General features: G+C 52.5%; 17 protein-coding genes. All 17 read left to right on the top strand.

Annotated elements, in window-relative coordinates; genetic code table 11:
* Nucleotide 1 precedes the first annotated feature (1 nt).
* Nucleotides 2–502: a cupin domain-containing protein gene (locus tag GO007_RS15545; RefSeq protein WP_095101430.1), complete on the top strand. Its 501-nt coding sequence runs from the start codon at nt 2–4 to the stop codon at nt 500–502.
* Between the two features lie 160 nt (nt 503–662).
* Nucleotides 663–1,367, top strand: coding sequence for a hypothetical protein (locus GO007_RS15540; protein WP_370525567.1), 705 nt, complete (start codon nt 663–665; stop codon nt 1,365–1,367).
* A gap of 301 nt (nt 1,368–1,668) precedes the next feature.
* On the top strand, nt 1,669–1,863 hold the full coding sequence (locus GO007_RS15535; protein WP_009635172.1) for an AlpA family transcriptional regulator: 195 nt from the start codon (nt 1,669–1,671) through the stop codon (nt 1,861–1,863).
* Nucleotides 1,864–1,877: 14 nt separating this feature from the next.
* Entirely contained in the window at nt 1,878–2,465 is a 588-nt protein-coding gene (locus GO007_RS15530; protein ID WP_095101428.1) for a DUF2857 domain-containing protein, read from the top strand.
* On the top strand, nt 2,455–2,664 hold the full coding sequence (locus GO007_RS15525; protein WP_095101426.1) for a TraR/DksA family transcriptional regulator: 210 nt from the start codon (nt 2,455–2,457) through the stop codon (nt 2,662–2,664). The genes GO007_RS15530 and GO007_RS15525 overlap by 11 nt, the downstream gene beginning before the upstream one ends.
* A gap of 395 nt (nt 2,665–3,059) precedes the next feature.
* Entirely contained in the window at nt 3,060–3,281 is a 222-nt protein-coding gene (locus tag GO007_RS15520) for a hypothetical protein (protein WP_095101424.1), read from the top strand.
* Between the two features lie 78 nt (nt 3,282–3,359).
* Nucleotides 3,360–4,025: a lytic transglycosylase domain-containing protein gene (locus GO007_RS15515; protein WP_095101422.1), complete on the top strand. Its 666-nt coding sequence runs from the start codon at nt 3,360–3,362 to the stop codon at nt 4,023–4,025.
* Complete coding sequence (locus tag GO007_RS15510) at nt 4,006–4,284, top strand: TrbC/VirB2 family protein (RefSeq protein WP_095101420.1); 279 nt, start codon at nt 4,006–4,008, stop codon at nt 4,282–4,284. Before GO007_RS15515 ends, GO007_RS15510 begins: the two co-directional genes overlap by 20 nt.
* Before the next feature lie 11 nt (nt 4,285–4,295).
* Nucleotides 4,296–7,043, top strand: coding sequence for a VirB4 family type IV secretion/conjugal transfer ATPase (locus tag GO007_RS15505; protein ID WP_095101418.1), 2,748 nt, complete (start codon nt 4,296–4,298; stop codon nt 7,041–7,043).
* 23 nt (nt 7,044–7,066) lie between these two features.
* The gene (locus tag GO007_RS15500) at nt 7,067–7,786 is read left to right on the top strand and encodes a TrbJ/VirB5 family protein (RefSeq protein ID WP_095102254.1); all 720 of its coding nucleotides are present in this window, start codon (nt 7,067–7,069) and stop codon (nt 7,784–7,786) included.
* 10 nt (nt 7,787–7,796) lie between these two features.
* Complete coding sequence (locus tag GO007_RS15495; protein ID WP_095101416.1) at nt 7,797–8,072, top strand: EexN family lipoprotein; 276 nt, start codon at nt 7,797–7,799, stop codon at nt 8,070–8,072.
* Between the two features lie 72 nt (nt 8,073–8,144).
* The gene (locus GO007_RS15490; protein WP_095101414.1) at nt 8,145–9,176 is read left to right on the top strand and encodes a TrbL/VirB6 family protein; all 1,032 of its coding nucleotides are present in this window, start codon (nt 8,145–8,147) and stop codon (nt 9,174–9,176) included.
* Nucleotides 9,177–9,265: 89 nt separating this feature from the next.
* On the top strand, nt 9,266–9,406 hold the full coding sequence (locus GO007_RS28955; protein WP_189339881.1) for a hypothetical protein: 141 nt from the start codon (nt 9,266–9,268) through the stop codon (nt 9,404–9,406).
* Nucleotides 9,399–10,082 carry a VirB8 family type IV secretion system protein gene (locus GO007_RS15485; protein WP_095101412.1) on the top strand — a complete coding sequence of 228 codons (684 nt, stop codon included), beginning with the start codon at nt 9,399–9,401 and terminating at the stop codon, nt 10,080–10,082. The genes GO007_RS28955 and GO007_RS15485 overlap by 8 nt, the downstream gene beginning before the upstream one ends.
* Nucleotides 10,079–10,969 carry a P-type conjugative transfer protein VirB9 gene (virB9, locus tag GO007_RS15480; protein WP_370525566.1) on the top strand — a complete coding sequence of 297 codons (891 nt, stop codon included), beginning with the start codon at nt 10,079–10,081 and terminating at the stop codon, nt 10,967–10,969. Before GO007_RS15485 ends, virB9 begins: the two co-directional genes overlap by 4 nt.
* Complete coding sequence (gene virB10 / locus GO007_RS15475; protein ID WP_095101408.1) at nt 10,966–12,270, top strand: VirB10/TraB/TrbI family type IV secretion system protein; 1,305 nt, start codon at nt 10,966–10,968, stop codon at nt 12,268–12,270. Before virB9 ends, virB10 begins: the two co-directional genes overlap by 4 nt.
* Nucleotides 12,260–13,288, top strand: coding sequence for a P-type DNA transfer ATPase VirB11 (gene virB11 / locus GO007_RS15470; RefSeq protein WP_095101406.1), 1,029 nt, complete (start codon nt 12,260–12,262; stop codon nt 13,286–13,288). Before virB10 ends, virB11 begins: the two co-directional genes overlap by 11 nt.
* The last annotated feature ends 36 nt before the right edge of the window (nt 13,289–13,324 follow it).

Here is a 13,324-nt window from a genome sequence, read left to right as displayed (position 1 = left end):
AATGCAACCATTTATTATTAGAGACAATGAAGGCGTTCCGCTTTGGTTAAATAATGATACCTATACTATTAAGCTTGACAAAGAAAACACCGGCGGCAACATTTCTATTATTCAGGGGTTTGTTGGGCCTGGTGGTGGTCCGATCTGGCATCTTCATGAAGACGCTGATGAGATATTTTATGTACTAGACGGCCAATTAACCGTAAAAGCCGGAGAAAATATCTTTCAGGCAAACCCTGGTGATTTTGTTTATGTACCTAAGGGCATTTATCACCAATTTAGAAATAACAGCATTAAACCTATCAAGATATTGCTGATGTTCTCTCCCGCAGGTTTCGAAGGGTTCTTTAGAGAAACAGGCATTGTAGCGAAAGAGGGTGTTACCCCACCGTTACACATTCATGATGCAGAAGCAAACAGACGGGCTATAAAGATTGGTGGAAAATATCTTTCCTTTGTTCCTGATTTTGAAAACCCCGACATTAATCCAAATTTAAAATAAACCAAAATGCCGCGAAGTCTTTGCGGCATTCTTATATTGCAAATCAATACGAATGGATAATACTGGAAAAACATCCAACCTTCCATCAACAGTCATTCTTTATTCATATTATGAGAGGGCATTATATTTATCAGCACGCATATTTAAAAGGAGATATGTTATGTCAGACAGACTCGCTTTTTTTAAGAATAAAAATGTAAACTCAGACTGGTTAACTATCAAAGAAGCAGTTAAAGCATCAAAGAAAAACGGCATTAGGAAAATACAAGAAAGTGATATCTATCGATATGCTCTGCAGGGAAAAACCCTCCTTTCGATATACTTTCAGTCTCCAATTACCTTGAGGAAAATAAAATCCCATGACCATAAGTTGAAGCTAAAACCTAAAGATAATAACTTACCTGACGGCAAAATTACGTCGGGTGAAATCGTTTTTTTTAGCGAGAGCAACTTAATTTTCAGCACCGAAGGTGAATATTTTCACACTGCTCATGGCGTCATTGATACAAGTCTTTTTGGATATGAATATTTTCTCATACAATGCCTACTTGCTCACAATCTAAAAATACCATCACCTGTACTTAGAGGGAACAATAACTATGGCATCACTGTTTCCTTATCAGGGGAAACCTTTCTAGTTCACAATAGAATTTCATTACGCAATGGAATCTCATTAAATGGCATAGATTTAAGCTTTAATGATGCCTACTTACCTATTTATAACTTACCGAAGGATGCATGTTTTGTTATCAGGCAAACTGAGTTAAATAAACTATTCAACTGGCTGGCTGGAAAAAAAATCACCCTCGGATTCTTCCACACGCATATCATCCCCTCTATCAAGACTATTTTGGCTTGCCTGTAGAAATAATGAAACTATCAGCCCGTTGATAGGAAAGCCCTACAAGTTGCTATCCATTTTTGAGCAATGGGCATCAGAGGAAGGCATTACCGACCGATTCAGTGGCGACACGCTCAAAACTGCGCTTGAGCGCGGATCACCCCCTTCCCTACCAACACAAAAGTAAGATGATGCCCTTCGCTATAAAAACCCGTATTAAGGATTGGATTTCCCGTAATACGGGTTCATCAACTTTCACCGCACCACGACTTTGTGTTGTCGTGTTATCTCCCGGCTAGCGCTACATCTTCCACAGGAGAATACCGTGACATCTCATCAGTTATTACGTCTGAAACAGGTTGAAGAAAAAACGGGCCTGAAGCGCTCTCAAATCTATCTGTATATGAAAGACGGTACCTTCCCTCGCTCAATCAAGATTGGCCCAGCCAGTGTCGCCTGGCTCGAATCGGAGATTGACGAATGGATCAATATTAAATTAGTCCGCCGCTCAATAGGCTGAAGGGAGAAAACACCATGATTATCCCGTCACTGAATTACGTCGTTTTAACCGATGCCTTGCATGCATTGAAGGATGGCAACATTCGTTACTGTGAATCGCTCGGATTCACTTTCGACGAAATGAATGCCCTCAACCAATTATCACTAGACGAGCTGTTTATCATCAGTCGGGAGTCTGCGCAGTTCTTGGCTGTGACGGTTCATCACGACGCATTACACCTGCTTCTGGCTAAATCCCGTGAGGAGGTTCTGCAGCAGCAACGTATCAATCATGCCATCCGGCTCGGCGGGTCAATTGCGCTACTCAATAAGTATTTTGGCCTCACCTCCAACGAAGTTTGCCTTCGCCGCCGGTTACTGGGCGTCCGTGTGCCTTATGGCCGGACGCCAGAGCCGGACGAAGAGACGGATGCGGCCATCTGGCGGCAATGGCAACAATTCCGGGTGGCCAACCTGGAATCGGCCGATGCGCTGGCCGCCATGATGCAGGTAACGCAAACCCTGCTGCCGAAAGTCGACGGGTTGTCACTGACCATCGTTTGGAAGCGTATCGCACTTTATGAACAGGAGGCGTCAGACCGGAGGGCCGCACATGCCAGATGAGATCGACCGCGATCAGGAATTTAATGAGCAACGACTCGAGGATATGATTGAACAGAGTCGTTTTAAGCCAGGGTCTACGCCATCATTATTCCATTGTCGTCTATGCGGTAAGTCCATTCCTGAAAAGCGACGGCAGGCACTCCCGGGCATAACCACCTGCACAGAATGCCAGGAAAAACTTGAACGTCGAACACGTTAATAATGGTCACAGAGACATACAGGAATATTTTCTCTACATGTCTCTGTCATTAACTATGAATATACAGTCGTCTTTATTATACATTTCAATTACTTTTATTTTTCGCAGAGCTTACCCCCTCCACCACTAATTTATCTCTCTCATTTTAACTTTGAATTTATCGTTTATATACCGCCCTGAATATCTGATCCTGAAAACCTCATTACATAATAGTTACCCGAATGGTCGTTAATTTCCCCAGGTCGGGTATTGCTCTTTAAAAATAAGGTTCAGGCTGTCACAAAACCACAATTCAGGGTGCCGCTGAATGTTCTCGCTGACCCGTTAAAACCGGAATGCAGAATTGGGATGTGACATTCATTTAACTCATTGTTGTTTTTATTAGAGGAGGCGTCATGCGAAAACCCATTTACCACGTATTTGTCACTCAGGAAAGTCAACCCGATGCACAGGGCGAAATAAACACGTATTGGACCAGGGTTGGCGTGGCGTTCGCTCATAACGTTAAGTCTGGCCTGAATATCATGCTGACACCCGGTATTGCTATCTCCGGCAAGTTAGTGCTCCTTGAGCCCAGGGATGACGGTGGCGCGACACAGGATACTCAGTCCTTTTAACCGCCCTTACCCCCTTTTCCCGGCCCTGTGCCGTCTGATGGCGGTACGCGTTGCCCGGTTTACCATTCTGAGGCCATCATGCTTTCCACCACCGTATTTCTGGCGGCGGCTTTGCAGTGCGCCCCCAGCATTCACCCGTCCACGGCGCTTGATGTGGCGCGGGTCGAATCCGGTTTGAATCCGTATGCCATCGCTGAAATTCTGCCCAGTGGCAAAGGCGTGATTTCACATTTCCCCACGAGCAGGGATGAGGCCATCAGCCTCACCGGGTGGCTGGCAGCACAGGGCCGACGCTATTCGGTCGGGCTGATGCAAATCACCAGCACCAACTTCCGTCATTACGACGTGACCGCCCGTGACCTTCTTGACCCCTGTACCAACCTGTCCGTCTTTGAGCACATCCTCACCGACTGCTACCGCCGCGGCCGTTCCCTGAAGCGTGCGCTCAGTTGCTACTACTCAGGAAATTTCACTACCGGCCAACAGCCGGAATCCGCGTTTAACCAGACCAGCTACATCCAGCGCATCGGCTACGCCGTACCGTCAACGCGAGAAGACCGACAGCGACCAGCCGCCGAAAAGCTCGTGCCTGAAATCCGTTACCCCACCGCCGTCATGCGTGGCGAGCTTACCGATAACGCCACTTCAGTTCTGACATCCCTGCGCTACCCCAATGCCGTGATACGCGGCGAGTTACCCTTTCCCGGCCCCAAGAGGAACAATGATGAAACGAAAACAAACTGACTGGCCCGTCCTCTCTTCCTTGTTAATAGCAAGCCCGGTGCTGGCAGCAGACAGCGGATTTAATAAAGCCAATGAGACGCTGAGCAACACATCCACAGGACTGCTCGGACTGGCCGCCGTCACCATCACGCTCGCCACCATGTGGGTGGGATACAAAGTCTTGTTTGACGGCAAGAGCCTGCACGACATGCGCAACGTCATCATTGGCGCCATCCTTATCGTCGGGGCGTCAGGTTTCGGTGCCTACTGGGCATCATAAGTGAGGTAACGATGGCTACGCTGAACAAAGCGCTGACGCGGCCTGCCGCCATAGCCGGCATTCCCCTCGTGCCGTTCGTGATGGTCAGCGGGGCCATCGTCCTGCTGGCGGTCTATGTCAGCTATTACCTGATATTACTGCTTATCCCTGCCTGGCTGGAGATGAAGGCAAAGGCCAGAACCGAAATTCACTATTTCGGGCTGCTCTGGCTGGCCTTTAAAACCCGTGGCCGGTTTGGCTCCAATAAACATTTTGGTGCCAATGCCCTGCTGGCAAACCACTATGACGCCGTCGACGTCTCGGAGTTTATTGAAAAAATGAAGTTAAACGAGCGCGTTACGCTGGAGAAATACATTCCGTATTCCTCCCATATTCACCCGCACGTCATCAGAAACCGCCAGGGTGATTTGCTTGCCAGCTGGGAACTGGAGGGCACCGTTTTTGAATGCGAGGATGAACATCACCTGACGTTAATGGCGACGCATCTCAATAACATTATTCGTGCGTATGAAGGCCTACCGGTTACCTTTTATCTTCACCGTATCCGGGAAAAGTACCACGATGCCTTTGACGCGAATTCAGGTATTCCCTTTTCTGATGAAGTGACCCGGCTGTATTACCAGCCTATCAGCGAAAAACCGTTCTGGCGGCACCGGTTGTTTTTCACCCTCTGCTACGCGCCATTCTCTCCGCTGGAGAAAAAGGCCATGAAGGCGCAGCCGTCCGGTAAACGCAAAGCGGCGCTGGATGATGCTCTGAAAATGATGCTGGAATACCGGGAGGCACTGGCTTCCGCGCTGTCCCGCTATACGGCGACGCCGCTGGGGATGTATGAAGAAAACGGACGGGTGTATTCCGCCCAGCTGTCCTTTTATCACCGCCTGCTCACCGGCCAGTGGCAAAAGGTGGCGGTCACGCGGGCGCCGTTTTATGAAACGTTAAGCACAGCGGATGTCTTTTTTACTACCGACACCGCCGAATGCCAGACCGTCTGCGGCTCCCGCTTTTTTCGCAGTCTGGAAATCAAAGATTACTCGTCGGAGACCGCGACCGGCCTGCTGGACGCGCTGCTGTATGCCGAAAGCGAGTATGTGCTGACGCAGTCCTTCACCTGCATGGCCCGCGATGAGGCACAGAAGCATATTCGTCTGGCGGAAAAGCGCCTGACTTCGGCGGATGACGACGCCATTTCGCAGCGCGAAGAGCTGGTTGTCCTGCGTGACCTGCTCCAGTCCGGGCATGTCTCCTGCGGGAAATATCACTTCTCCCTGCTGGTATCCTCAGACAGCCCCAACCAGGTGGTGAAGGACACCAACGCGCTGGCGCAGCCCTTCGCCGACCTCGGCATCATGACGACGCTGTCCACGTTGTCGCTGCCCGCCGCGTACCTGGCGCAACTGCCGGGGGTGTATACGCTGCGCCCCCGTCTGGTGGCCGTCAGCAGCCAGAACTTTGCCGACCTGGCGAGCCTGCACAATTTTCATCCTCATAAACGAAACGGCAATCCCTGGGGCGATGCCATCGCCATCCTCAAATCCCCTGGCGGTGGCGGGTATTACCTGAACCTGCACGACAGCCAGAGCGGACGGGATGACTTCAACGAAAAAACGCCGGGTAATACGGCGATTATTGGTAAAACTGGCTCAGGGAAAACGATGCTGATGACCATGATGCAGCAACTGATGCAGAAGTACCGCAATCCGGCGACGTTCAGCACCTCAGCCACAATCCAGCGGTTCACCACGGTGTATTTCGACAAGGACCGGGCGGCGGAGATGGCAATACGCCAGATGGGCGGACGCTACTTCCGTATCGGTACCGGCACTCCCACCGGGTTTAACCCGTTTTCGCTGGCCCCAACCCGGCGAAATATCAGCTTTATCAAACGGCTGGTACGCATGCTGTGCCGCCGCAACGGTAAGCCGCTCGATCCGCGCGATGAGGAGCGCATCAGTGCCGCCGTGGATACCATTATGCTCGACTACCCGCCGGAATACCGCAAATTCGGTATCACCCGGCTACTGGAAGTCCTGCCGGAGCCACCAACCCTCGACGCCCGCACCAACGGGCTACGTATTCGCCTTAAACAGTGGGCGCAGGGCGGCGAGTTCGGCTGGGTATTCGACAATGAGGAGGACACCTTCAACATCAGAGACGTCGATAACGTGGGTATCGACGGTACGGAATTTCTCGATGATGAAGATATTCGCGGCCCCATCACGTTTTATCTGCTTTACCGCGTCACCAGCCTGCTGGATGGTCGCCGGCTGGTGATGTTCATGGACGAGTTCTGGAAATGGCTGGCCGATGTCGAATTATCCCGCTTCTCGCTCAATATGCTGAAGGTGATCCGCAAGCTGAACGGCATCTTCGTCCCCGCCACGCAGTCGCCTGACGAAATCGTCAAACACCCGATTGCCCCGGCGATTATCGAGCAGTGCAGCTCGCAGATATTTCTTGCCAACCCGAAAGCCAGCCGGGCGGATTACGTGGAAAAGATGAAAGTGCCGGAAAGCGTGTACGACATCGTCAGAAACCTCGATCCGGGTGAGCGCTCTATGGTGGTCCTGAAAATGCCGTTACGCGCAGGTGAAACCCGGCCTTTTGTGGCGATGGCGAAAATGGATTTATCAGGCCTCGGGAAACTTACCAAAGTGCTGAGCGGCAGCGAAGACAACCTGAAACTGTTCGACACCCTGTATCAGGAAGGAATGCAGCCTGATGACTGGAAAGCCGCCTTCCTTCAACAAGCCCTGTAATATCCATGACGGAGGTAATGAAAATGCAGTTCAGAGATATCATACTGGCATTATCGTTGTTAATTTCCACCCAGGCACTAAGCGCCGGAATACCGGTATTCGACGCCGTACAGAATACCGAATCCATGAATCAGTGGATCCAGAAACTCCAGCAGTGGCAGGAAACCGTCACCCACTATAGAAGTGAACTTGATGCCTACAAGCAGCAATTAGCCACGGCAACGGGCGTGCGTGACGTTCAGGCATTTCTCCGCGAGGCCAAAAGCCTGAAAACCGATATTGATAATCTTCGTCAAAACGGTATTTCACTGGATGACCTGCTGAGCAACCAGAGCGGGTCATATTCGTCTGAACTGAATAGCTTGTATAACAAATATAAAACGTTCGATACCTGTAACCCCTCCAGCTCTTCGCAGCGCTATCTGGACAGCTGCAAACAGATGATCCTGAATCAGGCCGTAGCGATAGAAAATACGTCCGAGGTTGAAAACAAGATCACGGGCACGCTCGGCGATATATCAGATTTATCAGACCGTATTGCTAATGCGCAGGATTCGAAAGAGTCACAGGACCTGGCTAACGCCATCGCGGCCAAAAGCGTACAATTGAATGCGCTGACCAGCCAGTGGGAGATGTCAGTCAAACAGACTGAACAGCGAGCGACGCTGCTGGAGCAGCAAAAACAGAAAGCCTTTGAGCAACAGCAATTAACTGCGCTCGTTGCCGATCTGAACTCTTTATAGGGAGGTTAACATGTTAAAACCCGTATTAACCTTATCCGTCATGTCAGGCATTCTCGTCTTATCCGGTTGTAAAGAGACGAAATCAGAAGCCTGGTATAAAGAACATCCCGATGAAACCTATAAGGTCTATACGCAATGCCTCAGGGATGGCGAGGCAAGCGACAACTGCGAGTTTGCACACCGGGCAGCATTAATGTTTGCCCAGACAGGCAAACCCGGTATCAGGGAGAAATTCGAGACGTTGTTTCAGCAGGAAGCTCAAAAAAGAAAATCCGTCACTCAGTAAGATCCCCGCCAACAAAAACAGGGATCCCTCCCTGTTTTATCCCCTGTCTGTTCCTGACTAATGAGAGGCACCATGTCCGGTGGTATTTTTGTTGGTATGGACAAAAACATCATGGATGGACTCAATGCCGTGTTAGAAGGTCAGTCTTCTACCTACGGCACCCTGATCAGTGTGATTATCGTCAGTTCCTTCACCCTGTTTATTACGTATCGCGGGTATCAGACGCTTGGCGGTAAACTCCAGACACCGGTTGAGGATGTTGTCTGGGATGTGGGCCGCATGTTGCTGATCACCACCTTTGTTTTAAACCGCGAGGGCTGGCTGAATGCCATCATTGCGGCCATTGAAGGGCTTAAGGACGGCATCAGTGGCGATGATAATGTCTGGGCGCTGCTCGACACGGTGTGGGAAAAGGCACAAGCGCTGGGGCAAACGCTGTTTAATCTCGATACCGCCACCTACGTTAAAGTGAATGGCGGCTTTGCCGAGGTGCTGGTCTGGGGCGGTGCAATCGTTCTGTTACTCGCTGCAACCTTTGTCAACCTGCTCGCCGAAATCACCATTCTGTTAATGACCACCACCGCCCCACTCTTTATTTTCTGCCTGCTGTACGGTTTTCTTAAACCCATGTTTGATAATTGGCTGAAAACAATATTTACCGCAATCTTAACGATCATGTTCTCTGCCCTGTCTGTCCGAATCGCCATCAACTACCTGAATAAAATACTGGATGCAGCGACAGCAACGTCTGCTGAAAGCAATATGGTGACCCTTGCGGCGCAATGTTTGCTGGCCGGGATTGCCGCAGGCGTCGTGGTGTATTTTTCAGCGAAAATAGCCACTGCGCTGAGCGGTGCCGCCGTACAGGCCGTGTTACAGGGTGCAGCCATGAGCGGACTGCGCGGACTGGCCAGCAAATCTGCCGACGTTGCCGGACCCGGCATAAAGACCGGGGGCCGACTGACCGCCAAAGGAGGCATGGCCGCAGCAGCGACAACCGGCAGATTCATTGCCGTAGGGGCGGGCAAAACGGTGAGCGCCTGGCAGAAACGTGCCACCGCCATTGAACGCATGAAACGCCAGAATCAGCAGCGTCCCCGGTAATCCTGCCGACCGTTAATCTCATCTCTCCGTCACGCCGTGGCCTCTGCCAACGGTGCGGCTTTCCTGCATTTATCCGATAAGAGGCTTTCATGAAATTCAGCATCTTGCTTCTGGTGCTGTGCGCGCTTGCAGGCTGCGCGCAGCATCAGGACGACCTCCCGCCGGTGTCCGGCGATCCTCAGCCGGTTAATTCCCCCGCCATAATTCAGGAGCTGACTCACCATGTCTGATATTCAGCGCATCATCGATGTCTCGCGCTCTTTTGAATCCATCCTGCTGGAAAAGGAAGAGCGTTCCCGCAAAACTGCCTGGCGGGTGGCCGCTGCCGGGCTGATTCTGGCTGCACTGGCAATTACGGCCATGATTATTCTGCTGCCGCTGAAAACCACTGACATTGAATTGTGGTCGGTGGACAAACAGACCGGTCGTTATGAGTATATGACCCGCATTAAAGAGCGGGATATTGCGTCTGAAAAAGCACTGGCCCACTCACTGGCGGCACACTATGTCAGTCTGCGCGAAGGGTATAATTACTTCTCCCTCCAGCGTGATTACGACGACGTACAGTTATTTAACAGCGACACTGTGAACCGGGATTATCTGGACAGGTTTAACGGCAACCAGGCTCCGGACGTTATTTTTAATAAAGCCGAATATGTCGTCTATATCGACATTATTTCTAATGTGCATGCACCTGCCACCGGACCCGATAACCTGGCAACACTTCGTATTAAGCGCACCCTCCGTCGTATTTCTGATAATTCAGTGAAAACGGACTTCTGGAATATCCGCCTCACTTACCGCTATGTCCCGCATCAGCAACTGACGGACAGCCAGCGGGAAGTGAACCCGCTGGGCTTTATCGTCACCAGCTACCAGCGCGATAAAGAACTGAGGAGCGAATGATGCTGAAAAACATCCTGCTCCTGACGGGCTTAATGGTGTCATGCGCGGCATGGAGCGCCGCCACCCCGCGCGGCAGCGGCTATGACAGCCGGATGCAGAACGTATCGTATAACAGCCAGAACGCCACCGTGGTGAATACCCGTCCCGGCTACGTCACCACGCTGCTGTTTGACGGCGATGAAACTGTGATTGATGCACAAGCGGGTTTTCCAAAAGGCTGGACGGTCACGAAAAGTGATAACCGGGTCGGCGTCAGCCCGAACCCCATCACCCAGCCGGTGACGGACGCCAGCGGCAACAACATCAGCCAGGTGTTCCTGCCCACGGCAAAGGACTGGAAGACCAACCTCTTCGTGGTGACCTCAAAGCGTGATTACAGCCTGGAGCTGAACGTACTGGACCACGATTCCCCCGCGCAGGCGTTCGTTATCCGTTACCACTATCCGGCCGAGGTTCGCCAGCAATCCGCCGCCGCCAGCGCCGAGCGTCAGACGCAGCAGCGTGAAAGACAGGAGAAGCAGCAGATAGCGGCAGCATTCGGACAGGCCAGCACGCCACGCAACTGGCGCTACACCAAACGGGTCGCCGCCGGTTCGGCCTCCATCGCACCGGATTTTGCCTGGGATGATGGTCGTTTTGCTTATATCGGTTTTTCCCCCATCAAAACCCTGCCGTCTGTTTTCCGGGTGGTTAACGGACGGGAGCAGGCGCTCACGCCCCGGACAGTTAAGCAGGGTAATTACATTGTGATGGTGGTGCCGGCAGCGCCACAACTGGTGTTGCGTTACGGCACCTCGGTGGTAGGGATCGAAAACGACGGGTTCGGGCGCATCGCGATAACCCGCAGCGACACCGTTTCACCGTCCGTTACGCTGGAGGCCAGATGACCGATAAACCTGTCCCGGACGAGCCGGAAAAAACCACCGCAGAGCGGGAAGCGGAAGCCCGCGAACGCGCCCGTGCGGCAATGGCGTATCAGGAGCCGGAGCAAAGAACACCGCCCGGCCAGCCGGAAGTGACCCGTTTTCGTAAGGCATCCGGTCGCCGCACACTGATCGTCAGCCTGCTGAGTCTGGCGCTGGTGATCGCCCTGGCATCCGGCGGCGATCGTCTTTTCAGTGCCTTGAAAGGGGGTAATGAGAAAGAAGCAGACACCGCGCCGCCGCCCTCTGCCGGAAAGACGCTGCATGAGCGTCAAAATCTGGGCATGGACAGTAACCCGTTTGGCCTGTTTGGGCCGCACACACAGGACCGAACAGCCCCTGCCCGTCAGACCGTCACTCCCGCACCGACCCAGCCACCGACCCCACCCGCCCTGAACAAGGCAGCCGCGCTGGCTGACGGGCCGAACAACACCCGAACAATGCCGGCCGATAATGTACGCACGTCCCCGGATGAACCGCGCAGCAACGCAGAAACGTCCGACAGTCGGTCATCATCCACGACGTACACATCCTGTCCGTCAGTACTGACCAGGGGAAAGGATGGCCGCCTGCGCAGCCCAGAGACTGCTGCGCCGGAAACGGGTAACAACGACAATCCGGGCGTCGCCCGTGTCACCGGCGTCAGACGGCTGGGCCTCGATCCTGATCTCTATATCCCGGTGGACCGCTATATCCCGTGTTCGATGATGTGGCGCTTCGTGTCCGATGTCGGGGGGCATATTTCCTGTCTGATCAGTGAAGATGTTTACAGCGCCAGCAACCATGTGACGCTGATCCCGGCGGGAACGGTCGCCCGTGGCATCTACCGCACCGGGGCGCTGCAGCATGGACGCAGCCGGATGTTTGTGCTGTGGACGGAGCTGCGCACGCCTGAGCCCGGCAGCCTGCAAATCCCGCTAAGCAATACGCAGGCCAGCGGCCCGCTCGGCGAGGCGGGGATCTCAGGCTGGATCGACAATCACTTCTGGGAGCGCTTCGGCAATGCCCTGATGCTCAGTACCGTCCAGGACGTGGCAGCGGCGGCGTCGGATGCTGCCCCAGGGAAAGACCGCAATACCGACTACACCGAAAACACCCGCGCCGCCACGGCGGAAATGGCGAAAACGACGCTGGATAACAGTATCAATATCCCGCCCACACTGTACCTGAATCAGGGTGATGTGATCGGCATCATGACCGGCACCGATATTGATTTCTCATCCATCTGGCAGCTGCGACTGAAAAAGAGGTGGTATGAACGCTGAAAACCTGTCGCTGGATTTTATGAAAAACCAGCTGTTTGGTGAGTTTATTGCGCAGGATGGCCTGACGGAAATTGCCGTTAACCGGCCGGGTGAACTGCATACCAAAATCCGGGGGAAATGGCGAAGACACGAAGCCCCGGTTACGCTGCGTCAGTGTTACGCCTTTGCCAGAGCGCTGGCGTCCTGGCAGGACGATAACATCGACGACACCTCGCCGATCCTTTCCGCCACGCTTGAATCAGGCGAGCGCATTCAGGCCATTATTCCCCCGGCCTGTGAGCGCAATACCGTATCCATTACGCTGCGCAAGCCTGCATTCGGGCAGAAAACACATCAGTCATGGATTGATGCGGGATTTTATAATCAGGTCACCGGTCAGGAGCGAACGGAAGGCAAAGATGTTGAACTGACCCGCTATTATCAGAGTGAGGATATGCCCCGCTTTATGGAAAAAGCGGTGGAATACGGCAAGACGATTTTTATCGTCGGTGAAACCGGATCCGGTAAAACCACCTATATGAAAACGCTGCTGCACCATATTCCCCGGCACCTCAGGCTGACCACCATTGAGGATAATCCCGAAATCCGGTTTTATCACCACACCAATTATGTCCATCTCTTTTATCCGGCGGATGCCGGGGATAATGCTATTGTCACGCCCGGCAGACTGATACGTGCCAATTATCGTATGAACCCGGACCGGATATTACTGGCAGAAATTCGCGGCCGGGAAGCCTGGGATGCACTGAAAATCGTCGGTTCCGGGCATGAGGGATTGATGACCTCCCTGCATGCGGGCAGCCCGGAAGAATGTATTGAAGGGTTAATTGACCGCTGCTATGAAAACCCCGACTGCCGGAACATGCCTTTCGACGTGCTGTTACGCAAGGTGCTAAAAAGCATTGATGTGATAGTCAGCATTGATATTCACGGTGACATACGCCGCATGAGTGATATTTATTTCAAACCCCTTCATGTCAAAGACATGAGAGGTGTATTCAGTAAAGGGCTTCAATAAATAAATTATCGAATTACGCAACCCTCGTTTAAATAT

The sequence above is a fragment of the Klebsiella sp. 10-1 genome, from assembly GCF_009758445.1.
Taxonomy (GTDB): domain Bacteria; phylum Pseudomonadota; class Gammaproteobacteria; order Enterobacterales; family Enterobacteriaceae; genus Klebsiella; species Klebsiella scottii.
This window is presented reverse-complemented; position numbering and strand designations above follow the sequence as displayed.